This window comes from Thalassobius sp. Cn5-15, from assembly GCF_022347685.1.
Classification (GTDB): domain Bacteria; phylum Pseudomonadota; class Alphaproteobacteria; order Rhodobacterales; family Rhodobacteraceae; genus Thalassobius.
Genome location: NZ_JAKRGF010000012.1, coordinates 18091 through 39686, shown reverse-complemented (window position 1 = coordinate 39686; position 21596 = coordinate 18091). Strand labels below are relative to the sequence as shown.

At 58.6% G+C, this 21596-nt stretch carries 19 protein-coding genes and 1 tRNA gene; 11 read left to right on the top strand and 9 right to left on the bottom strand.

From position 1 onward, the window contains the following. Positions 1–35: 35 nt before the first annotated feature. The 5 genes from MHM86_RS17200 to MHM86_RS16740 form a co-directional block, all read right to left on the bottom strand. Positions 36–392 carry a recombinase family protein gene (locus MHM86_RS17200; protein WP_370644210.1) on the bottom strand — a complete coding sequence of 119 codons (357 nt, stop codon included), beginning with the start codon at positions 390–392 and terminating at the stop codon, positions 36–38. A gap of 113 nt (positions 393–505) precedes the next feature. After that, complete coding sequence (locus MHM86_RS16755) at positions 506–925, bottom strand: hypothetical protein (RefSeq protein ID WP_239201661.1); 420 nt, start codon at positions 923–925, stop codon at positions 506–508. A gap of 80 nt (positions 926–1005) precedes the next feature. Further along, positions 1006–1383, bottom strand: a complete 378-nt coding sequence (locus tag MHM86_RS16750; RefSeq protein ID WP_239201658.1) for a hypothetical protein — start codon at positions 1381–1383, stop codon at positions 1006–1008. 143 nt (positions 1384–1526) lie between these two features. Beyond that, a complete protein-coding gene (locus tag MHM86_RS16745) occupies positions 1527–3101 on the bottom strand; it encodes a recombinase family protein (RefSeq protein ID WP_239201655.1) in 1575 nt (524 codons plus the stop codon). Beyond that, the gene (locus MHM86_RS16740; protein ID WP_239201636.1) at positions 3098–3310 is read right to left on the bottom strand and encodes a hypothetical protein; all 213 of its coding nucleotides are present in this window, start codon (positions 3308–3310) and stop codon (positions 3098–3100) included. The genes MHM86_RS16745 and MHM86_RS16740 overlap by 4 nt, the downstream gene beginning before the upstream one ends. Before the next feature lie 436 nt (positions 3311–3746). On the opposite strand from MHM86_RS16740, the gene MHM86_RS16735 reads away from it, so the two are divergent. Next, entirely contained in the window at positions 3747–5168 is a 1422-nt protein-coding gene (locus MHM86_RS16735; protein WP_239201635.1) for a recombinase family protein, read from the top strand. Between the two features lie 148 nt (positions 5169–5316). Here MHM86_RS16735 and MHM86_RS16730 read toward each other — a convergent pair. Beyond that, a tRNA-Ser gene (locus MHM86_RS16730) sits at positions 5317–5406 on the bottom strand. Positions 5407–5728: 322 nt separating this feature from the next. Here MHM86_RS16730 and MHM86_RS16725 point away from each other — a divergent pair. The 7 genes from MHM86_RS16725 to MHM86_RS16695 are packed head-to-tail and all read left to right on the top strand — an operon-like array spanning position 5729 to position 12242. Beyond that, positions 5729–6616, top strand: a complete 888-nt coding sequence (locus MHM86_RS16725) for an SPOR domain-containing protein (RefSeq protein ID WP_239201632.1) — start codon at positions 5729–5731, stop codon at positions 6614–6616. A 51-nt stretch (positions 6617–6667) separates the two neighbouring features. Next, positions 6668–7837, top strand: a complete 1170-nt coding sequence (locus tag MHM86_RS16720; protein ID WP_370644209.1) for a D-alanyl-D-alanine carboxypeptidase family protein — start codon at positions 6668–6670, stop codon at positions 7835–7837. Between the two features lie 32 nt (positions 7838–7869). After that, positions 7870–8487, top strand: a complete 618-nt coding sequence (gene tmk / locus MHM86_RS16715) for a dTMP kinase (protein WP_239201681.1) — start codon at positions 7870–7872, stop codon at positions 8485–8487. A 3-nt stretch (positions 8488–8490) separates the two neighbouring features. Next, on the top strand, positions 8491–9612 hold the full coding sequence (locus MHM86_RS16710; RefSeq protein WP_239201631.1) for a DNA polymerase III subunit delta': 1122 nt from the start codon (positions 8491–8493) through the stop codon (positions 9610–9612). Between the two features lie 34 nt (positions 9613–9646). Beyond that, positions 9647–10453 carry a TatD family hydrolase gene (locus MHM86_RS16705; RefSeq protein ID WP_239201630.1) on the top strand — a complete coding sequence of 269 codons (807 nt, stop codon included), beginning with the start codon at positions 9647–9649 and terminating at the stop codon, positions 10451–10453. Continuing rightward, positions 10453–11250 (top strand): MBL fold metallo-hydrolase, encoded by a 798-nt coding sequence (locus tag MHM86_RS16700; RefSeq protein WP_239201629.1) that lies wholly within the window; start codon positions 10453–10455, stop codon positions 11248–11250. Before MHM86_RS16705 ends, MHM86_RS16700 begins: the two co-directional genes overlap by 1 nt. A 50-nt stretch (positions 11251–11300) precedes the next feature. Next, positions 11301–12242 (top strand): AEC family transporter, encoded by a 942-nt coding sequence (locus tag MHM86_RS16695; protein WP_239201628.1) that lies wholly within the window; start codon positions 11301–11303, stop codon positions 12240–12242. A 37-nt stretch (positions 12243–12279) separates the two neighbouring features. Here the strand turns inward: MHM86_RS16695 and MHM86_RS16690 are convergent, their stop codons facing one another. Genes MHM86_RS16690 through MHM86_RS16680 form a run of 3 tightly spaced genes read right to left on the bottom strand, consistent with a single transcriptional unit; the run spans position 12280 to position 14403 of the window. Beyond that, a complete protein-coding gene (locus MHM86_RS16690) occupies positions 12280–13089 on the bottom strand; it encodes a metal ABC transporter permease (RefSeq protein WP_239201627.1) in 810 nt (269 codons plus the stop codon). After that, entirely contained in the window at positions 13089–13901 is an 813-nt protein-coding gene (locus tag MHM86_RS16685; RefSeq protein ID WP_239201625.1) for a metal ABC transporter ATP-binding protein, read from the bottom strand. Before MHM86_RS16685 ends, MHM86_RS16690 begins: the two co-directional genes overlap by 1 nt. Before the next feature lies 1 nt (position 13902). Beyond that, positions 13903–14403 carry a Fur family transcriptional regulator gene (locus MHM86_RS16680; RefSeq protein ID WP_239201624.1) on the bottom strand — a complete coding sequence of 167 codons (501 nt, stop codon included), beginning with the start codon at positions 14401–14403 and terminating at the stop codon, positions 13903–13905. Positions 14404–14500: 97 nt separating this feature from the next. Between MHM86_RS16680 and MHM86_RS16675 the strand changes: the two genes are divergently transcribed. From MHM86_RS16675 to MHM86_RS16665, 3 genes are all read left to right on the top strand, one after another. Continuing rightward, a complete protein-coding gene (locus tag MHM86_RS16675) occupies positions 14501–15649 on the top strand; it encodes a zinc ABC transporter substrate-binding protein (RefSeq protein WP_239201623.1) in 1149 nt (382 codons plus the stop codon). A gap of 213 nt (positions 15650–15862) precedes the next feature. Continuing rightward, a complete protein-coding gene (locus MHM86_RS16670; RefSeq protein WP_239201622.1) occupies positions 15863–17671 on the top strand; it encodes an autotransporter assembly complex family protein in 1809 nt (602 codons plus the stop codon). Next, entirely contained in the window at positions 17671–21474 is a 3804-nt protein-coding gene (locus MHM86_RS16665; RefSeq protein WP_239201621.1) for a translocation/assembly module TamB domain-containing protein, read from the top strand. Before MHM86_RS16670 ends, MHM86_RS16665 begins: the two co-directional genes overlap by 1 nt. Positions 21475–21596 lie beyond the last annotated feature (122 nt).

Here is a 21596-nt window from a genome sequence, read left to right as displayed (position 1 = left end):
GGCTCTGAATTGAAGTGATCGAAAAAGCCCTGAAACTAATCGATCAGATTCTGCTGATCGATGGGAGCATTAACATACCAACACACTGCGTTCCTGTTGGCGAATTCAGCTCGTATTTTCCGGCTCAGATCAACGCATCGTGCAATTCTGCTGAGCCCAGCAGTGACTACAACCATCTTCTGGCCTTGCCGTGACTTCAGGAAATCCATCATGCTCTGGAGGCCAGGTCGGTCGCCTTCTACGCCGCTTCCTATGTCTTGAAATATTCTCTCAACTTGGAGCCCAGAACCATCGGCTCTGTCTTTGCACTCCGAAATTTGAGCCTGGATACCAGCAGGGGTTTCTGTGGCCGATCGTGCGTAAATCACAGCGTAACGAATTTCGTCTGACATTTATGTACCTCATCTATAGCAAATATCTTGACGCAGCTGCCCGAGTGGTCGGGACAACATGCTTCAAGAGAGGGTTTTGTTGAAATCACTGCCTGTTTGACAGAGCAGACCAGTCAACTGGCGGACGAACGCGCCTGTCGTTCTTTGAAGCGCATCCAACGAATGGCTGTCAGTCGATCCTGCACCAGGCTGTGCTGGTAGGCCAACTCTACATAGCAGACCATCGCATGATGCAGGTGCCTCAGCTCACGATCCATGATGTCATGTGCATCCGAAAAGCGGGTGAACTCCTGGTCACCAAATCCGGGCCGCAGCCGGTTCATGGCATCTCGGATCAGAACACAAAGCTCTTCGAGTGACTGAAGCTCCTTTATGCACAGGATCTCGCCTTCGTGGAGGCGTTCCATCAGATGATGGAAGTCCCGAACCATTTCGTCCGGGACTGATATGTCGGCCTGCTCACAGGCATTGGCGAGTTGCCGACCGACACGCAGGCAATTGAATGCCAATTCTTCCAAAGTTTGCTCGAACATAGATACTCCTTTCGCAATTGGTCAGGCGTAAGACCTGCCCTCAAGAAGCCAGCCGAAAACGCAGCTGGCCCGTGCCTGCGTCAGGCAACCATCAGGTATTCAGCCAAAGGCTGACCAGGATCGAGTTCGAGCCGATAAAGAATATCCGTAAGTGCCTCGGTCAACAGGCAGATATCTTCGATGAAGGGGTCGCAAAAATCGATCTCAGCAAAATACGCGGCTTCAATACGATCCGGATCGTGCCCATGATAAAGCGACAGCAGCTTGTGAATATCGACGATGCCCACCTGCAGCCGCCGAGTGATTGTTCGGGAACTGAGGATATCGTCCAACAGCGATTGAACACGCTTGAGGGCAAACGGCCCGGCAAGCAAAAGCGCTGCATTCTGAAGACCCTCATAGTGAAAGCGGGCATACTCCTGGAGTTCAACGAGGGAACGAGGAATGGTTGAGCACATAAATTTCTCCTGTGCCTATGGCGCACCAACAACTGGTGGCCTTCTATCAAGAGCGCCGTCTCTCTCCTTTCTGGCGCTATAAGGATGTGATTGAGCGAAACCTTCATGGGGTTCACAACAAAACCCCTTAAGGTTCGATCATCTCACATCAGCTTTTCCGGGCTTTTGCCGCAGTCGATGCTGATCCGCGCACTGTTTTCACGAGCAATGATGTTGATCACGCGATCTTTTACCACGACACTGTCCAGAAACGCTTGGATGTATCTTTTTCGAAAACCAACGGGACCAGCCAACAGCACCTCGCTGAGGAAGTGGCCAAACTGGGCCACCTTCTCCGGGGACATCTGCATGCGCATACTCCGGTTTCGGGTCAGGGCCTCGATCTTAGCTTTTATAATATCCCGCTCTGAACGGGCGGTTTGGTATTGCACCTGGAACAGTTCGTCGTCGAGGTCGAACAGCCCCTTCTCGACACCCTGAAAAAGGCGAGTCACAGCCTGTTCTTTGTCTTTCAGAACGCGCCGAAGCTCGGCTGTTCGTGACTTTTCGTCAACGTCCCGAGCATCCATCCGCTGATTCAGCGCCTCGAGCACAGCTTGGCTTCGCTCGGTATCATCGAGTGCCAGGATCAGCGCATCAGTCACGATGTTGTCGAGTTCCTCCATCGGTACATTTTGTCCCTGGCACACAGATTTGCCTTTTCGCTTGTGATTGCTGCAGGTGTAGTATCGATACCGGTTACTCTTTCCAGTCGCCAAAACCATGCTGCCCCCGCAGTGGCCACAGCGGGCTGTGTCGGTGAGCAGGACCGGGCTACTGACTTGTCGGGGGGCCTTAAGGATTGGATGGTGTTCGCGCAGTCGCGCTTGGACCCTGTCGAAGGTAGGAGCATCTATAATCGCTGGCACCTTCACGATGACCTGTGAATCCTTTGGCTTCTTCTTCCCAAAGAGGTAATCCCCTACATATACTGCATCGGTCAGGAGCCGGTGAAGTTGACCCGTGGTCCAGTTCCTCCCTCTCCGAGAATGACCATGAGAGTTCATCCATTGCGCTACTTTCTTGACGCCCATGGGGCCGGTTTTGCCGTCACCGTCGAGATATAATGTGAAGATCAGCCGCACGTCCTCAGCTTCGTTAGGGTCTACCGCCAGTTTTTTCTTTACCTTCTTCCCGCGCATACCGGCGACAGCCGAGACGTAGCCAAAGGGCGGCAAACCCCCATTCCAGAAGCCGTGCTCGGCATTGAACTTCATGGTTCTCGTGACATGCTTGGCGATTTCGTTCGATGTATATTCATCGAACACATTGATCATTTGGCGAAGCAGGCCACCTGTAGGTGAATCTTCGATGGGCTGCGTAATGCTGACGATCTGCACACCGAGTTTTTCCAGCTCTCGCCAAAGCCATTCAGCTTCGTAGGATTCCCGTGCCAAACGACTGAAAGAATGCACGATCAGCAGATTGATGGTCACAGTACCGGACTTGATTATGTCCAATATCTCCCCCAAAGAACGCCCATCCAATGAACGTCCGGAACGGGCATCAGAGAACTCGTGCGAGACAGTGATCCCCGCCTGTCGACAGTGTTTTCGCATGCTCTCCATCTGATCAGGAATGGATAGATCCGATTTAGCCTGCTCGGCTGATGACACTCTGGCGTAAAGGATCGCGTTAAGCTGGGTACCAGGGAAGTCTTGACCGAAGGGAAAACTCATTTACGTCCCCCCTTCTTATCATTCAGCAGATCACTCATATCCTTTTGGTAAAAGGTTTCGAGCGCGCGGATCTCCTCTTCTGTCACGAACCGAACCGACTTGAGCTCGTTCACGACAAAAAACCGGGACGTTTCCCTGAAACGGCTTTTCTGTGTACTCGCGCCCGCCGAAAGCGCGTCTTTCGACAGATCATGTGTGTATTCAGACATTGTGTCTCATCTCCATAGCTTTGGCGTTCCAGCCGAAGCCGGTTCGCAGTTGACTAATGAGACCGACCGATCGGCAGGCCCCAGTGCAGGGAGAACCCTGCTCAAGAGATGGACACATTGGCATCGCCGTTGTGCGCCAGTTAGTTGGCCTCAGGCTACAAGCCGTTCAAGCCCCACAACAAGCTGTTTTTTTATGTTTTTGCTCTTCGGATTTAGTAATTTCGGCCAACGCACGCGCGCGTTGGAGCACTGAGCCTGGAGCTTTTTCTTGGTGCGTTCAAATTGAAATGCACCAAGAAAATGCATCCAGCGCTAAGGGCTCAACAGGAACAAACGCGAACATTCGCTTGAACCTTGATTCTTACACTGGCTATTGTTGGAGCCGATCCAGCACACATTTTTCGCCTCGAACGCGATTCCATGGAAGGGTATTGCCGTGCAAAAGCAGTTTGTCGCCTCACCAGGCAGCCGCGCCGTAATTTATCTGAGAGTTTCGACAGGCAAGCAGGCCCAAAAAGATCTTTCCATTCCAGATCAACGCAAACAGCTCAAGGCATATTGCAAGCATAGCGCTTACAGCATCGTCGGTGAGTTCAAAGACGCCAAGAGTGGCACAACCGACAAGCGGCCAGGCTTTCAAGCCATGGTCGATGCCATCCTTTATGGCGGACTTGAGTGTGAACTTATTGTCGTCCACTCCTACAGCCGTTTTTTCCGGGATCAGGTCGTCGGCGAACTCTACATCAGATCGTTGGCCAAGCGCGGTGTGCGTGTGGTCAGCCTGACTCAGCAAACCGATGAAAGCCCTGAAGGCAATTTGATGCGGCGCATTCTGGCTATTTTCGATGAATATCAATCACTGGAGACAGCAAAACATGTCAGGCGAAGCCTCCACGAAAACGCCCTGCAAGGTTTCTGGAACGGCGGCAACACGCCCTTCGGGTACAAAATCGTGGAAGTAGAACGGCGCGGAAAGACCCGGAAAAAAGGTTTGGTGATTGATGAACGCGATGCAAGCGTGGTGCGTCGCATGTTCGATCTTGCTCTCAAGGGTGACGGGTCCTCCGGCCCCATGGGCATCAAGGCAATCGCATGCTGGCTCAATGAGAGAGGGTATCGCACGAGAAGAGGCAATAAATGGGGCGTGAGCGGTGTTCATCGTCACCTTACCGATCGGACATATACTGGCGAGTTTACATTCCGCAGCGGTGAAAATGGAGGTGTGGAAATCCCGTTGCGGGTGCCGACCATCGTATCCGAAGATGAATTCCTGCAGTTGCGCGACTTCCTTGAAGCCAGGAATCCAAAGAAGACCCCGCCGAGAGTCGTGACCGGCGATGTCCTCCTAACGGGTCCGCATTGCGGCAATGGGATGACCACGCAAACAGGAAAGGGTGGTCGCTATCGCTACTACTCCTGTTCCAATCATATGCGTACGGGCAAGTCAGGTTGCCAAGCTCACCGTGTACCCATGGGCGCACTTGACGAACTGGTTCTTCAGCATGTTCGAGAAGATCTGCTTACTTCCGAGAAAGCGAATGCACTTCTCGACCCATTGCGCACACGCCAAGAGAAAGCCGAAGAGGATCAAGCGGAGCGGCTGGCAACTCGTGACGCCGAAGTGCAAGCGGCCAAGAAGAGCCTCGACGCCTTGTACGACATGATCCAGCACGGGCTGGTGGACCTTGCTGAAGAAGACTTCAAGCAAAGATTCCTGTCAGCGAAGGAACATCACCTGCGCGCCCAAAAAGAACGGGATCAGGTTGCCGCTGAACTCGCACCTGAAGCTCGCGTCAGCCACCAAAAGGTCTCAGCGTTTGTTTCCGGGATCCAGAGGCCCTTGCGGAGCCATCAATAGCAGGAAAGCGGGATTCCTTCGGGCGATCATTGACGAGATCAAAGTAGGTGTTGATCAGATTACGATTTTGGGTCGCAGGTCACAATTAGAGCGAGCCATAGTGAGCGGCGAAGCGATCGCTTCCACAGTTCCCACTTTTGTTCGTAAGTGGCGGAGGAGGTGGGATTCGAACCCACGGTAGACTTTCACCTACGTCGGTTTTCAAGACCGGTGCATTCAACCACTCTGCCACTCCTCCGACGCAGACGGACTTAACGATAACGAATTGATTCTGAAAGACTGATTTCCACACTAAATACGGTCACATTAACAAACTGTGACGCTGACAACGCGCATCGACCTCTCTCAATGCATCAAAATCGTATCGTTGCCGTACATGACGTAGCACCCAAACCGGCCAACATGCGGGGAAAATTGCCGATTGTCGCTTGGGTCGCGGGCTTGTGGGTTTTCTTGACACTAACATGCGGCTAAGGTTCGCCATATGTGGCCGCTCAGCAGGCAGGACAGATCGGTCTAAACCGACGCAGCGGATTGAGCGAAGGACAGAGGCAAGAGACATGATCGACAAAACAGCACGGCGCAGCCCCTTGGCCCGCGTCAAAGCCCGCAGCGCAGCTGGACTGATTGTTTTGGGCGCTGCATTTACCCTTAGCGCCTGCGAAGAAGGTGCAAACGGGTCCCTCTTTCCTTCAGCGCCGCGCGAAGAGGCGGCGGACACGGTCACCCTTGTTGAACGCGACATCGAGGCGCCGGATGTGTTCCAGCAGACCGAAGCAGGCCTTTGGGACGGTCGCCCGTCGCTGGGCGGGGTCTGGGTCGCTCATCCCGATGTCAGCGAGCCTGAGCGGGTGATCATCCGCAATGAAGCAAACGGTAAATTCGTCATCGGCGCCCTGTTCCGCCGTGAACGCGCCAATCCAGGGCCGCGTTTCCAGACCTCATCCGATGCCGCCGCAGCGCTGTCGATGCTGGCCGGTCAGCCAGTGCAATTAAACGTCACCGCCCTGCGCCGCGAAGAAGTGCCGACAGAGGCACCTGTCACCCCGCCCGCAGATCAGGTGGCGGCTGCCGCCAAACCGATTGAAGAAACCGCACTCGATCCGATCGCCTCGGCTGCGGCTGCGATTGACAACGCAGCTGCCGCCAAACCTGCGGCCGTTGCCGCACCGAAACCGGCCGTGAAACCTGCGCCGAAACCGAAAACGTCCAGCCTGGAGAAACCGTTCCTACAGCTTGGCATCTTCTCGGTTAAAGCGAACGCTGAAAAGGCCGCCAACCAGATGGAAGCGGCTGGCATGCCGTCGCTGGTCAAAGAGGCCAGTCTGAAGGGCAAAACCTACTGGCGTGTTCTGGTCGGTCCCGCCCAATCCAGTGCCCAGCGCAGCAGCCTGCTGGATAAGATCAAGGCCAAAGGTTTCACCGACGCATACGCGGTGCGCAACTGATCCCTTCGGGGCTTGGCTGCCACTCGCATCCTGATTAACGGAGGTTGATCCATGATCCCCCTGCTACGTAAATCCGCAACCGGTGTTCTGGCCGCCGCGCTCATGGCGACCGGCGCCCATGCGTTTGATACACAGGCCAAATCCGCCTATGTGGTGGATCTCAAAACCGGGACAGTTCTACTGAACAAAAACGCCGACGTGCCGCTACCGCCGGCATCGATGTCCAAACTAATGACGCTCTATATCGCCTTCGAAGCGCTGCGCGACGGACGTCTCAATCTGGATGAAAAGCTACCGGTCTCTGAGCACGCGATGAACTATGGCGGTTCCACCATGTTTCTGGACACCACCGACCGCGTGCGAGTGGAGGATCTGATCCGAGGGATCATTGTCCTCTCTGGCAACGACGCCTGCGCCGTGATTGCCGAGGCGCTGAGCCCCGACGGGACCGAAGCAGGCTTTGCCCGCTATATGACCCAGCGGGCGCAGAAAATGGGCATGACCAATTCGACCTTCGCCAATTCCAACGGCTGGCCCGCTGTTGGTCACCGCATGTCGATGCGCGATCTGGCTCTTCTGGGCACCCGCTTGATCGAGGATTTCCCACAATATTACCCGCTGTTTGCCGAACGCGAATTTGCCTTCGACGGCCGCGCGCCGCAAAACACTCGCAACCGTAACCCGCTGTTGGGTCTGGGTATTGGTGCCGATGGGCTGAAAACAGGCCACACCCAAGAGGCAGGTTATGGCCTTGTTGGTTCTTCCCTACAGGGCGACCGCCGGGTGGTTTTTGTCATCTCCGGTCTGGAAACCGCCAGGGCACGCGCCAAAGAGGCGGAAACCATCGTCAACTGGTCCTTCCGCCAGTTTGTGCTGCGTGATGTGGTCAAACAGGGGGAGGTGATCATGAACGCCGATGTCTGGATGGGCGATGCGCCCAGCGTCGGACTGACACCTGCGGCGGATGTCTCTGCCCTCTTACCCGCGCTCGACAGTGAAAAGGTTGCCGCCGAGGTGGTGTATCAAGGCCCGATCGAAGCCCCGATTGCCGAAGGTCAAGAGTTGGCGCAACTGATCATCACCCCTGAAGGGTTGGAACCGCTTTCCTTCCCGCTGGTGGCAGATCGCGCTGTGGCCGCAGGTGGTTTCCTGACCCGCGTCACCACAGCCGCAACCACCCTGCTGCGGCGTCTGGAACAAGGCCCTGAGGGGGCATCGTGACCACCACCACATCAAACAGCGCCCCAAAAGGCATGTTCATCAGTTTTGAAGGCATCGACGGATCGGGGAAATCGACCCAATGCCTCCGCCTTGTCGCCGCACTGGAAACGCAGGGGCGTGAGGTGGTGCTGACCCGTGAACCGGGCGGATCGCCGGGGGCAGAGGAAATCCGCGCACTTGTGCTGCAGGGCGACGCTGACCGCTGGTCGGCAGAGACAGAGATCCTGTTGTTCACAGCAGCCCGTCGCGATCATCTGGAACGCACCATCCTGCCTGCGCTGGCCGCTGGCAAGGTGGTAATCTGCGACCGATTTGCCGACAGCACACGGATGTATCAGGGCCTCAGCCGTGGGGACCTGCGGGGCACGGTTGATCAACTGCATGACCTGATGATCGGGCGCGAACCGGATCTGACCATCCTCATCGACATGGATCCGGAGGTGGGCCTGTCCCGCGCCCTGTCCCGTCAGGGGGTGGAGGAACGCTTTGAAAGCTTTGGCGCGGATCTGCAGCGGCAGATGCGGGCGGGTTTTCTGGCCCTGGCTGATGAATTCACGGACCGGTTCCGCATCATCAACGGCGCGCAGGAAATGGACGGCGTTGCTGCCGACATTCTGGCGGCTGTAAACACCAAATTGGCAGAGGCGTGATACGTGGCCGAGGTGAACCTGCCAGATCCTGACCGCGTAGAGGGCGCGCCGCATCCGCGTGAAACCCATCACCTGTATGGACAAGACGCTGCGCAGACCGAATTTCTGCAGGCTTTCAATTCCGGCCGCCTGCACCACGGCTGGCTGATCACCGGTCCCAAGGGCATCGGCAAGGCCACGCTGGCCTGGCAAATCGCACGGTTTCTGCTGACCCAGCCCATAGATCAGGGCGCGGGCCTGTTTGGGGCACCGGAAAAGCCAACCAACCTTGCAAGTCCCGAAGACCACCCCGTGAACGCCCGCATTCAGGCGATGTCGGAACCGGGCCTTTTTCTGTTGCGCCGTGGTCCGAATGACAAAGGCGACAAGCTGGCCGCCGAAATCCTCGTCGGCGAGGTGCGCAAGCTAAAAAACTTCTTCGCGCTGTCGGCCGCAGATGGCGGGCGGCGCGTGGTCATTGTGGATGCAGCGGATGAAATGAACGTCTCCGCCGCCAATGCGCTGTTGAAGGTGCTGGAGGAACCCCCCGCAAACACAACCATGCTGCTGATCTGCCACCAGCCGTCGCGCCTGCTGCCGACGATCCGATCGCGCTGTCGCGAATTACGGCTGGCCCCGCTGAACCAAGAAGCGATGGAACGGGCCCTGTCGCAGGCAGATGTGCATGAAATGGAACAGCCCGCCGCACTGGCCGAACTGTCCGCCGGATCGGTCGGTGAGGCGATCCGCCTGACCAGCCTCAACGGCCTTGGCATTTATCAATCGCTGGTGGATCTCTACGCAACCCTGCCCCGTCTGGACCGTGGTCGCGCATTGCAACTGGCCGAAAGCGCCACCGCCCGTGGCGCAGAAGCCAAGCTGGACCTGTTGTTTGCTCTCAATGACCTGCTGCTGTCACGGCTGGCCCGTTTCGGCGCCCTCGGCATGCCGCCGACGGTCGAGGTAGCGCGGGGCGAGGCAGAACTGATCGCCCGCCTATGCCCTCACCCTGCGAAGGCCCGCGCATGGGCCGAGCTGGCGCAAGAGGTCGGCGCGCGCAGCAGACATGGCCGGTCTGTCAATCTTGACCCTGCCGCGCTCATCCTAGATACGATTTTTAAGATACAAAAAACCGCATCCGCCTAAGGGCACAGTTTCAGGCGACAGGCAGAGACGATAAATGACCCAGACCATCCAGATCACCGACAGCCACTGTCATCTCGACTTTCCCGACTTCGACGAAGAGCGCGACCTGATCGTTGCCCGCGCGGTTGAGGCGGGCGTGACCCGCATGGTCACCATCTGCACCAAACTGGAGGCCGAGCCGCGCGTGCGCGCCATCGCAGAGGCCTATGAACCGGTGTTCTACGCCGCAGGCACCCACCCGATGTCCGCCGCAGAAGTACCATTGGTCACGGTCGAGGAACTGGTCAAACTGGCCGCACATCCGAAATTCGTCGGCATTGGTGAAAGTGGTCTGGACTACCACTACACCGCCGACAGCGCAGAGATTCAAAAAGAGAGTCTGCTTGTACATATCGAGGCCGCACGCCAGACCAAGCTACCGCTGATCATCCATGCCCGCGCAGCAGATGAGGACATGGCAGATATTCTATCCTCGGAATACCGCAACGGTGCCTATTCCTGCGTGATGCACTGCTATTGCTCGGGCCCTGAGCTGGCGAAATCCGTACTGGATCTGGGGTTCTACCTGTCGATGTCCGGCATCGCCACCTTCCCCAAATCGCAGGACGTGCGCGACATCTTCGCAGCCGCGCCTGTGGACCGCATTCTGGTGGAAACGGATAGTCCCTATCTGGCACCAAAACCCTTCCGCGGCAAACGCAATGAACCGGGCTATAGTATCCATACCGCGCAGCTGGGGGCCGAGGTGTTTGGCATGGCTTACGCCGATTTCGCTGCACGCACGCAGGAAAACTTCAACCGGCTGTTCTGGAAAGCCGCAGCCTATGAGGTAGCCGCCTGATGGCTCAGTTGCGCTTCACCATACTTGGCTGTGGATCGTCGGGCGGAGTACCGCGACTGGGCGGCATCTGGGGGGATTGTGACCCCGAAAACCCCAAAAACACCCGCCGTCGCTGTTCGATGCTGGTGGAACGCGTGACCGACGACGGCATAACCCGCGTGCTGATCGACACGACGCCCGATATGCGCCAACAGCTGCTGGATGCGGGCATCGGTGAATTGGACGCCGTGCTGTGGACCCATGCCCATGCCGATCACGTGCATGGTCTGGATGATCTACGCATGGTGGTGTTCAACATGCGTGCGCGCCTGCCCGTCTGGGCCGATGCACCAACGCAGAAGAACCTGTTTGACCGTTTCGGCTACGCCTTCGTGCAACCCGAAGGAAGCTCTTACCCCCCGATCCTCGACATGCACACCATCGATGGTGATGTGGTGATTGAAGGCGACGGTGGTCCAATCACTTTCACGCCGTTTTCGGTCAATCACGGCAGCATTGACGCGCTGGGGTTCCGTATCGGTGGGCTGGCATACCTGCCTGATGTGGCCAAGATTGATGAGACTGTGGTGCATCACCTTAAGGATCTGGATGTCTGGGTTCTGGACGCCCTACGCCGCACGCCGCACCCGACCCACCTGCACTATGATGCAGCGTTGGAATGGTTTGAACGTATGCAGCCCAGGCGCGGCATCTTGACCAACATGCATGTGGATCTGGACTACGCCACTGTAGAGGCAGAGACACCCGAACACATCAACGCCGCCTATGACGGCATGATCATCACATTAGCTGATTAACACCGGCGGCACCGCCCGCGCGAGGGCCAAACATGAAAAGCCCCTGAGCCATGCAAGATCTGTTCAACATCATCCTGCCGGTCTTCCTCGTGATCGGGGTGGGCTACGGGGGCACCCGTAGCGGCTATATGAGCCGTGAACAGATCGACGGCTTGATGAAGTACACCCAGAACTTTGCCATCCCCTGTCTGTTGTTCACCGCAATCGCCCGTCTGGATCTGAGCCAGAGCTTTGACTGGCGACTTCTCACCTCTTTCTACGTTGGCGCTGGCACCAGCTTTGCCCTTGCGATGCTGGGCACACGGTTCCTGTTCAAGCGTAATGCGATGGACAGCGTTGCAATCGGCTTTATCGGACTGTTCTCGAACTCGGTCCTTCTGGGACTGGCCATTACCGAACGCGCCTATGGAATGGAAGCGCTGGCGTCGAATTTCGCCATCGTGTCGATCCACGCGCCGTTTTGCTATTTCCTAGGTATCACAGTGATGGAAGTGGTGCGCGGACGTGCCAATGGCGGCGGTCAGGGCATGGGGCGTACTGCCCTGAACATCGGCAACGCAATGTTCAGAAACGCGCTGGTGGTGGCGCTGGCGCTGGGGTTCATCGTAAATCTCACCGGATTGGTGATGCCGGAACCAGCGCAGGTAGCGCTGGATCTAATCGCGCGAACCGCCCTGCCTGCGGCGCTGTTCGGGTTGGGCGGTGTGTTGGTACGCTATAGGCTGGACGGGGATCTGCGGCTGATGGGCTATGTCTTGGCTATGTCGCTGATCGTACATCCTGCGCTGGTGATCACCCTGGGCACTGTGCTGGGACTGAGCGATGCGGCGCTTCGTTCAGCCGTGGTGACGGCGGCGATGGCACCGGGCATCAACACCTACCTCTTTGCCTCAATCTATGGGGTCGGGCAGAAGGTTGCCGCATCGTCTGTCCTGATCGGGACGGCGGCCAGTATCCTAACAGTCTGGGCTTGGCTACAACTGTTACCGTAAACCCTTTCTGATCCAGCAAGAAGCGACGGAAAGCACATCACTTTCCGCGCAGTACACCCCGCACACCGCCACCTACAGAGACGGCAAGAAAGATCATCGCGGCAACGCAGACGATGCTTGGCCCTGCGGGCGTATCCAACACCAGCGCCCCCTGCAGTCCGCCAAGGACTGAGGCCACGCCAATCATCGCCGCCAAAACCGCCATTGTCTCAGGCGTTTTGACCAGAGGTCGCGCCGAAGCCGCAGGGACAATCAGCAAGGCCGCGATCAGCACCACTCCCACCACTTTGATCGCCACCGCAACCACAACCGCCAGTGCCACGGTCAACACCAGCTGTTCACGTTTGGGATCAATACCGCTGGCATAGGCCATGTCAGGGTTCAGCGTTGACATCAGCAGCGCAGACCAGCGCCAGCAAACCAGCGCCAAAACCAGCAAGGCCCCGCCCCAGATCACCGCCAGATCCCCACGGCTAACCGCCAGAATATCGCCAAACAGATAGGCCATCAGATCAATGCGCACGCCCTGCAGGAATGACACCGCCACCAAACCAAACGCCAGCGCCGAATGACTAACTACCCCCAAAAGTGTGTCCATCGCATAGCCACGCCCAGTCAGGGTGCTGACCGTCACTGCCATCGCCAGCGACATGCCCAACACCCCGACAAAGATCGAAATTTCAAAGCCCAGCGCAATCGCAACCCCCAGAATGGCTGCATGCGCGGTTGCGTCGCCGAAGTAAGCCATGCGCCGCCAGACCACGAAACAGCCCAAAGGGGCAGCGGCGATCATTACGCCGATACCGGCCAGCATGGCGCGCATCATAAAACTATCGAGCAGATCCATCAGTGAGCCTCTTCATGTTTTACAGCCACACCATGCGCGTGCGTATGGTTATGCCTGTCCTCATGGCCACAGTCATGATCGTGCAGACAATTGCCTTCGCTATCATGCGAATGATCGTGGTCATGGCGGTAAAGCGCCAGCGCCCCACCAGTGCCGGACCCAAACAGCGCGCGGTATTCTGGCGCAGAGGCGACAATTTCAGGCGTCCCGTGGCAACAAACATGGCCGTTCAGGCAAATCACCCGATCCGAGGCGGCCATGACAACATGCAGCTCATGACTGACCATCAGCACCGCGCAGCCCTCTTGCTGACGGATTTCTTCGATCTGACGATAGAACGCGGCGGAGCCCGGTTGGTCCAAGCCTTGCGTCGCTTCATCCAAAATCAGCAAATCCGGTTTTTCCAGCATCGCCCGCGCCAGCAGGACACGCTGGAACTGCCCACCAGACAGCGCCGCCATCTGGCGGTCCGCCAAATCCGGCACCCCCGCCTGTTCCAAGACGGCACAGGTCGTCTTGCGCGGCAAACGCCGCGGCAGGCCAAGGAACCGCGCCACCGTGATGGGCAGCGTCGGGTCGATCTGCAGACTTTGCGGGACATAGCCGATGCGCAGACCGGGCGCGCGGGCAACGCGACCGGAAATAGGCTTCAACGCACCAATCACTGTTTTCATCAGGGTGGACTTACCCGACCCATTGGGCCCCACTACGGTCACAATCTCCCCACGGTCAATGTGGAAATCAACGTCACGCAAGGCGACCACCGCACCCTGATGGACAGCGGCGCCTTCAATCTCGATCAAGCGGGTCATGTCAGTCTCCGTCGTTGCAATCCGGGCAGAGCCCTTCGACTTCGACCACCGCCTGTTCAATCTGAAACCCGACAGCGGCGGCGGCCTGGCCCAGTTGGCCTTCGGTGCCGGGCGCCTCTGCCTCGGCGACCTTGTTGCAGGAGCGACAGATCAGGAAAGCCGGACTGTGATCCGCGCCCGGATGGGTACAGGCCACAAAGGCGTTCAAACGTTCGACCTTATGCACAAACCCATGGGTGCTGAGAAAATCCAGTGCGCGGTAAGCCACCGGCGGCTGCGATCCCAACCCTTCGGCACGCAGTACATCAAGGATTTCATAAGCCCCCATCGCACGATGTTCAGCCAAAAGGATTTCCGCCACGCGTCGGCGCACCGGCGTCAGTTTCAGCCCATTATCACTGCAGTATGCCTCCAATGCGGCGACGGTGTCGGCTACGCAGTGGGCGTGATTATGGGGCTGGAAGCTCTTTGCGGGATCTGCGGGTTGCGCATCACTGGACATGATCAATCCTCTCTAGATCAAAGGACTTGTAATGTTATGTTATACACTCTACAAGCCCATTCTCAAGATATGTTATAAGATAACAAAGGATCCTCCGATGGCGAAGTCCCTGTTCCGGTTCACCCTTTCTTCTGCCGCATGCCTTGCGGCCAGCACCGCCGTGGCAGAGGTGCCTATGGTCGTCACTGACATCGCGCCCGTGCATGCGCTGGTTTCACAGGTGATGGGCGATCTGGGCCAGCCGGAGCTGCTGGTCGATCCCGGCAGCTCACCGCATTTTTACAGCCTGCGCCCCTCGCAGGCCGTAGCGCTGGAACGCGCCGGTCTGGTGGTTTGGCTGGGTGAACCCCTGACACCGTGGCTGCATGACCCGCTGGAGACGCTGGCCGGTGGCGCCGCACATCTGGAACTGCTCGAGGCAGAAGGCACCATTCTGCATGAATTCCGTGAAACCGTGGTATTCGGCGACGACGAGAATGGCCACGAAGAGCACGATCATGACGGTCATGATGACAAAGACCATGACACGCATGATCACGAAGAGCATGCGCATGATGATCACGGGAATCACAAAGATAAAGAGCACGGGCACGACGAGCACGGTCATGATGATCATGGCCATGAAAAGGACGCGCATAAAGATCACGAAGAGCATGATCACGAAGAACATGGGCACAAAGAAGAAGCTCATGATGATCACGGCCATGACGACCACCACGATCACGCCCACGAAGGTGTTGACCCCCACGCATGGCTAGACCCGGAAAATGGTCGTGTATGGCTGGGCGTAATCGCCGCAGAACTGAGCAAGCTGGATCCAGAAAACGCCGAAATCTACCGCGCCAATGCCGCTGCAGGTCAGGCTGAACTGGCCGATGTGATCACGCAGGTTCACGCCAAACTGGAACCGGTCGAAGGCAAGCCGTTCGTCGTATTCCATGACGCCTATCAGTATTTTGAGAGCCGTTTCCACCTGCAGGCGGTTGGCGCGATCAGCCTTGGCGATGGTGCCTCCCCCAGTCCCGCGCGCGTGGCGGAGATCCAGCACGCGGTGCGTGAAAATGGCATCACCTGTGCGTTCTCCGAACCGCAGCTGAACGCCAATCTGATCGCGACGGTGTTTGATGGCGTTGATATCCAGACCGCACAAATGGACCCCCTTGGCGTCGACCAATCCGAAGGTGCGGCACGCTATCCAGCCATCATCAAATCACTGGCTGACGCAATCACCGACTGCCTGAAATAAGGTTCGCAGCAACCACCAGGTCAGAGCAACTGAAACGTTGCAGGTAGGGCCGAACATTGAACCGGCCCTACCCCAAAGGCACAGGCATCGTTGCGAATCCGGCATTTTTCTGCTTATTTTCCGTTAGAACGTGGTTCTGCCTCACAATTACCTTTAGCGTGATCGCACGCGGCCTGACCGCGTGATTTGTTTTGTCGCTACGGTAGCTATCCCTTGTCCCGAAAGCCCTATCATCGTCCTGTGCGCGTCTTTGCCTGCGTGCTTACCCTTGGCCTGTCGCTGAATGTCCAGTCTGCTGATGCAATGGACAGTCTACGGTTTTCTGTGCCTGACGGCACACAGGACACGCTGCGCGGACGCTTGCGGGCGGGATCACTGTTGCGCCAGAACGAACGCGAAGACCTGACAGAGCCGCAAGACACCTTGGCCGCCGCGCTGGCCGATTACCGCCGCCTGACGGAGGTGCTATATGCCAACGGCTATTATTCCGGTGTGATCTCCATCCGCATTGACGGACAAGAGGCTGCGCTGATCGCACCGGGCAGTGCGCCGAACCAGATTCACGAGGTGACCGTGAATGTTGAGCCCGGCAAACGGTTCAAGTTCGGCCGCGCCGACCTTAGCCCGCTGGCGCCGGGTACAGAATTGCCCAAACGCTTCCGCACCGGCGCACCTGCCCGCGCAGACACCATCGGCCGCGCGGCCAATGACGCCATCAATGCTTGGCGCGCTGCCGGTCACGCCAAGGCCCGCATTACCACACAGGATGTCACCGCAGATCACGCCGCCGCCCGTCTGGATGCGCTTTTGCGGATCGCTCCTGGTCCATCTGTCACCTTCGGTGAGTTGCGCCACAGCGGCAGTGCCAATTTGCGAGGCGGCAGGATCACCGAAATCGCTGGCCTGCCCACCGGCGCCCCCTTTAATCCCGCCGAGGTGGAGCGCGCCGCAACCCGCCTGCGCCGCAGTGGCGTCTTCAGTTCTGTCGCGCTGAACGAGGCAGAGGAGCTGGGCCCGGAGGCAACATTGGATATTGAGGCCGCGCTGGTTGAATCCCGCCCGCGCCGCTTTGGTGCCGGTGTAGAGGTTTCCACACAATCTGGTCTGCAGCTCAGCGGATTCTGGATGCACCGCAACCTCCTCGGCGGGGCCGAACGGCTGCGGGTTGAGGGCGAGGTGCGCGACCTCGCACTAGATGGTGGTGAAGTGGACTATGCCCTTGGTGTGCGCATTGATCGCCCCGCCAGTTTCGGCGCCGACACAACCGCCTTTGCAACGCTGGACCTGCGGTCTGAACAGGAACCGCTATTTGATCTGGACCAGATTGACATGAGCATCGGTGCCACCCGCTATCTGACCGACAATGTCGTCGCTGAGGCGCAACTGCGCTTTTCACGTGCGCAGACAAATGACGCTTTCGGGAACCGCCGCTTTACCCTCTTGTCCACGCCTGTGCGCTTTAGCTGGGACCGCCGGGATGACACGCTGAACCCGCAGAAAGGCCAGTTTTTGGAAACCATCGCAACCCCCTATCTGGGTCTGGATGGCAGCGAAAGTGGCACCCAGTTTGTTGTGGATGGCCGCCGTTACGAACCTCTGATGGATGGCCGGGTGATCGCCGCCGCACGGGTGCAGCTGGGATCGGTCGCAGGCTCCTCGTTGGCGGGCACCTCGCCGGATCTGTTGTTCCAGTCGGGCGGCGGTGGCACCGTGCGCGGCCAACCTTTTCAGTCACTTGGCGTCACCAACGGCACAGAGGAAAGCGGCGGTCGCAGTTTCATCGGTCTGTCCGGTGAAATTCGTGCCGAACTGCGCAGGCGGCTGGGGCTGGTGGGCTTTGCCGATGCAGGCTTTATCGGGGCTGGCAGCGCCTTTGAGGACGGCGCATGGCACGCAGGTGCCGGTCTGGGGCTGCGCTATGACACCTCTGTCGGGCCGATCCGCTTTGATGTCGGCGTGCCAGTATCGGGCAATACAGGATCCGGTACTCAGTTTTACATCGGGATTGGGCAGGCGTTCTGATGCGACAGATCTGGCGACATCAAACCCGTTTATCGGCCCTCAGCTGCTGTGTTGCCGTCATCGTCGCGCTGACACCGTTGCCACAAGGCTGGGCGCAGGATACGGCAGAGGACGGCAGCTATCTGGAAACCCTGCTGGAAGACACGCTGTCACAGGCTGGCCGCAACGTCGAGATCACGGGTTTTCGCGGCGCGCTCTCCTCAAAGGCTGAGTTGGACAGCCTCAGCATTTCCGATGACACTGGTGTTTGGCTGCGTCTTGAGGGGGTTGAACTGGACTGGACCCGCAGCGCCTTGTTGCGCGGCGCTTTGGAGGTCAACAGCCTGAACGCAGACCGCCTGCATCTGCCGCGCCTTCCGGTCACACCCCCAAGTGCACCAAGCCCAGAGACCACAGCCTTTGCCCTGCCAGAGCTTCCCGTTTCGGTCAACATCGGCAGTCTTGGCATCCGCGAGGCATCGATTGGTGCGGATGTTCTGGGGCAGGCTACAGTCATGCAACTGGACGGTGCACTGACACTGGCAGATGGCGCTGCACAGGGGCGCCTGCGGCTAGACAGGCGCGATACCATCACGGGCCACTTCGATCTGCAGGGCAGTTTTGACAACGCCAGCCGCCACCTTACGCTGGATCTTTTGCTAAACGAAGGCGCAGGCGGGCTGATCAGTCAGACGCTGGGATTGCCCGACAGCCCCGCGCTGACGCTGGCCCTGAACGGCGCAGGGCCGCTATCAGATTTCAACGCCACCACCCGCCTCAGCACCGACGGGGCGCAGCGCGTTGGCGGATCGCTGTCCCTGCAACAGGATCCAAAGACGGCGGATGTACAACGGTTTGAGGCCGATCTTGGCGGTGATCTGACACCGCTGTTTGCACCGGAGTATCGTGCCTTCTTTGGCCCCGACACCGCCGTGCAAGTTTCGGGAATAAAGCAGGGTGCAACCCTTCGGCTGGACCACCTTAGCCTGCGCAGCGATGCGCTAAACCTAGGTGGCAAGGTCACGCTGGAGAACGGTTGGCCACGGCTCATTGATCTCAGCGGTCAGATGCAGCCACCGACAGGCAAACCATACGATAGCGTATTGTTACCCCTGCCCGGCGCTGACACCCGTGTGGCAAAGGCCGCGTTCCAAATCACCCACGATGCGACACGCGGACCAAACTGGGCGCTGGATGCAACGCTCACCCAGTTGCAAACGCCCGCACTATCATTGGCAACTGCACAGTTGACCGGCGAAGGACAGATCAACGCCGCCGCGGTTGCCGGGACGTTCCAAATTGCAGCCGAGGGGATCACCGCAACCGACCCTGCGCTGCAAACCGCCATTGGTCCGACTTTGCGTGGTGCGGGACGATTCACAGGTGATCAAGCGACGGGCTTTACCTTATCGAACCTGTCCCTCAGCGGCGTGGACTACGGGGTAAACGGCGGGGTGCGCATTCACGCGGGCGCAGGTCAGCCGCTGACCGTGACGCCAGATCTGCAGCTCAAGGCTGCGGACCTCAACCGGTTTGAGGGGCTCAGCGGCAGCGATCTGGAAGGCCGCGGCGATCTGCGCATCAAAGGACCAATCACGCCACTTAATGGCGGGTTTGACCTGACCATCGCAGGTGAAACGCAGGATCTTGGCCTTGGCCTACCAACATTGGATTCGCTACTGGCTGATCGTACGCAGCTGGATATGAAGGTTCGCCGCGATAGCGCAGGCCTGAACCTATCGCAGCTCATCCTGTCAGCGCCCAGCGCCAATATGAACGCCAGCGCGCAGATCAAATCCCAAGGCAGTCGCGCTGAACTGGACGTCGTGCTGCAAGATGCCAGTACACTTGATCCCGGCCTGCAAGGTGGCGCAAGCCTGACGCTCACTGCAAAGCAAGGCGACACCGAAGAAACAGCGCAAATTTGGCAGGTCAACACGGACTTCAGCGGTCCGCGTGATAGTACTCTCACCGCGCAGCTCACCCTCAGCGACCTCACTGAAGAAAGCGTCACCCTCAGCGGCACCGCAAGCGCGGCTCTGCGCGATCTGAAACCATACGCCACCGTATTGCGTCAGGCCCTTCCGGATCTGCCACCCGTATCAGGTGGGGTGACACTCGCACTTAGCGGCAGCAGCCAGCCCAAACTCCAGCAGTTTGACCTCATCGCCGACGTGACATCGCAAAACCTTGCCATCGCAAATCCACAACTGGATGCGCTGATAGCGGGGCGTGCGAGCCTCACCGCCTCGGCCAAGAAGGATCCGGGCAAGCCGATCTTTCTGCGCCAGTTGGACCTGACCACGCCGGAACTGACCGTTGCCCTGACTGGCGTACAGAATACGGATGCCACCGCCGATATCCGCTACACAGCGCGCCTGCGCGATCTGGCCCGGCTGGGTGCGGGCGTCGGTGGAGCCATCGAAAGCGAAGGCCGTGCAGAACTGCGCGGCGGTCAATGGCGCATCGCGACCCGCCATCAGGGACCGGGTAACACACGTCTGGCGACCAACGGCACCGTTGCGCAGGATTTCACCACTGCGTCACTCAGCACAGACGGTGTATTCCCGCTGGGGCTGCTCAACCCATTGATCCAACCACGCAACCTGCAAGGCAATGCACAGTTGGCGCTGCGCCTTGACGGGCCGCCGCGCCTCCAATCGCTGAGCGGTCAAATCCGCACCAGCGGGGCTCGCTTGTCACTGCCAACATTGCGCCAGTCGATTGAAGAGATAACCGGTCAGGCAAACCTTAGCGGTGGTCGCGCCACGCTGAACCTCAACGCGAAACCTGCATTGGGCGGCAGTGCCGCAGTGACGGGCGGGATGGACCTTTCGCCTGCGCTTAACAGCGATATCACCCTGACGCTGCGCGATTTTGTGGCCGAGGATCCCAGCCTTTACAGCAGTTCCATCTCTGGTGCGCTGAGCATCAACGGTGCCTTGGCACAGGGAAGCGGGGCGATCACCGGCACAATGGAACTGGGTCCGACAGAGCTGCGCATTCCCGCCAACGCAGCGCCACGCTTTGCCAGTCTGCCGGGGCTAAAACACGTCAATGAGCCTGCCGACGTGCGTCGCCTGCGCCGCTGGGCAGGATTGCTGGAGACACAGGCAGGCCCAAAGGGGCCAGCGATTGCCATCGACATCTCGCTTAGTGCGCCAGATCGGGTGTTTGTGCGCGGACGCGGACTGGACGCAGAGTTGGGCGGTCGCCTGCAGCTTTCAGGCACCACCCATCAGGTCATTCCAGAGGGACAGTTTGAACTGATCCGCGGGCGACTGGATATCCTGGGCAACCGGTTGACCCTGACCGAGGGTCTGATCCAACTGCAGGGCGCTTTTGATCCCTTCATACGCTTTGTCGCCGAAACCACGGCTGAGGCGGTAATCGCCCTGATCACCATCGAAGGCAACGCCAGCGCCCCCAGCCTGCGCTTTACCTCTTCGCCGGAATTGCCAGAGGATGAAGTGCTTTCGCTGCTGCTCTTCGGGCGCGATCTGACATCGATTTCGCCGCTGCAGGCCGTGCGGCTGGCCAGCGCGATTGCCACGCTCTCTGGCCAATCGGGTGGTTTTGGCAACGGGGTGCGTCAGGGGTTGGCACTGGATGATCTGGACGTCACCACCGCCGAGGATGGCAGCGCACAGGCCCGTGTTGGCAAATACATCAGCGACAACATCTATACAGAAGTAACCGCCGACACGGCCGGCAACACCCGCATCGATCTGAACCTACAAATCAGCCCCTCAATCACCGCCCGAGGGCGGTTGGGATCGGATGGGGATACCGGAATCGGCCTGTTCATCGAACGCGATTACTGACCGACGCCGCTGCGTCGCGGGGCGTTTCGCCCTGCGCTCCTTGACTTTCCCTTGCGCCAGCGTCATATGCAGGCGATCACTGCGCTGTCGCGTGACCAGCCGGCTGATGCATGACGATCCGC

Coding starts and splice junctions, on each gene's coding strand:
- MHM86_RS16700 (WP_239201629.1), top strand. CDS start 10,453: ATGGCTCAGTTGCGCTTCACCATACTTGGCTGTGGATCGTCGGGCGGA.
- MHM86_RS16695 (WP_239201628.1), top strand. CDS start 11,301: ATGCAAGATCTGTTCAACATCATCCTGCCGGTCTTCCTCGTGATCGGG.
- MHM86_RS17200 (WP_370644210.1), bottom strand. CDS start 392: ATGTCAGACGAAATTCGTTACGCTGTGATTTACGCACGATCGGCCACA.
- MHM86_RS16740 (WP_239201636.1), bottom strand. CDS start 3,310: ATGTCTGAATACACACATGATCTGTCGAAAGACGCGCTTTCGGCGGGC.
- MHM86_RS16705 (WP_239201630.1), top strand. CDS start 9,647: ATGACCCAGACCATCCAGATCACCGACAGCCACTGTCATCTCGACTTT.
- MHM86_RS16690 (WP_239201627.1), bottom strand. CDS start 13,089: ATGGATCTGCTCGATAGTTTTATGATGCGCGCCATGCTGGCCGGTATC.
- MHM86_RS16725 (WP_239201632.1), top strand. CDS start 5,729: ATGATCGACAAAACAGCACGGCGCAGCCCCTTGGCCCGCGTCAAAGCC.
- MHM86_RS16745 (WP_239201655.1), bottom strand. CDS start 3,101: ATGAGTTTTCCCTTCGGTCAAGACTTCCCTGGTACCCAGCTTAACGCG.
- MHM86_RS16665 (WP_239201621.1), top strand. CDS start 17,671: ATGCGACAGATCTGGCGACATCAAACCCGTTTATCGGCCCTCAGCTGC.
- MHM86_RS16675 (WP_239201623.1), top strand. CDS start 14,501: ATGGCGAAGTCCCTGTTCCGGTTCACCCTTTCTTCTGCCGCATGCCTT.
- MHM86_RS16680 (WP_239201624.1), bottom strand. CDS start 14,403: ATGTCCAGTGATGCGCAACCCGCAGATCCCGCAAAGAGCTTCCAGCCC.
- MHM86_RS16685 (WP_239201625.1), bottom strand. CDS start 13,901: ATGACCCGCTTGATCGAGATTGAAGGCGCCGCTGTCCATCAGGGTGCG.
- MHM86_RS16720 (WP_370644209.1), top strand. CDS start 6,668: ATGATCCCCCTGCTACGTAAATCCGCAACCGGTGTTCTGGCCGCCGCG.
- tmk (WP_239201681.1), top strand. CDS start 7,870: ATGTTCATCAGTTTTGAAGGCATCGACGGATCGGGGAAATCGACCCAA.
- MHM86_RS16755 (WP_239201661.1), bottom strand. CDS start 925: ATGTTCGAGCAAACTTTGGAAGAATTGGCATTCAATTGCCTGCGTGTC.
- MHM86_RS16750 (WP_239201658.1), bottom strand. CDS start 1,383: ATGTGCTCAACCATTCCTCGTTCCCTCGTTGAACTCCAGGAGTATGCC.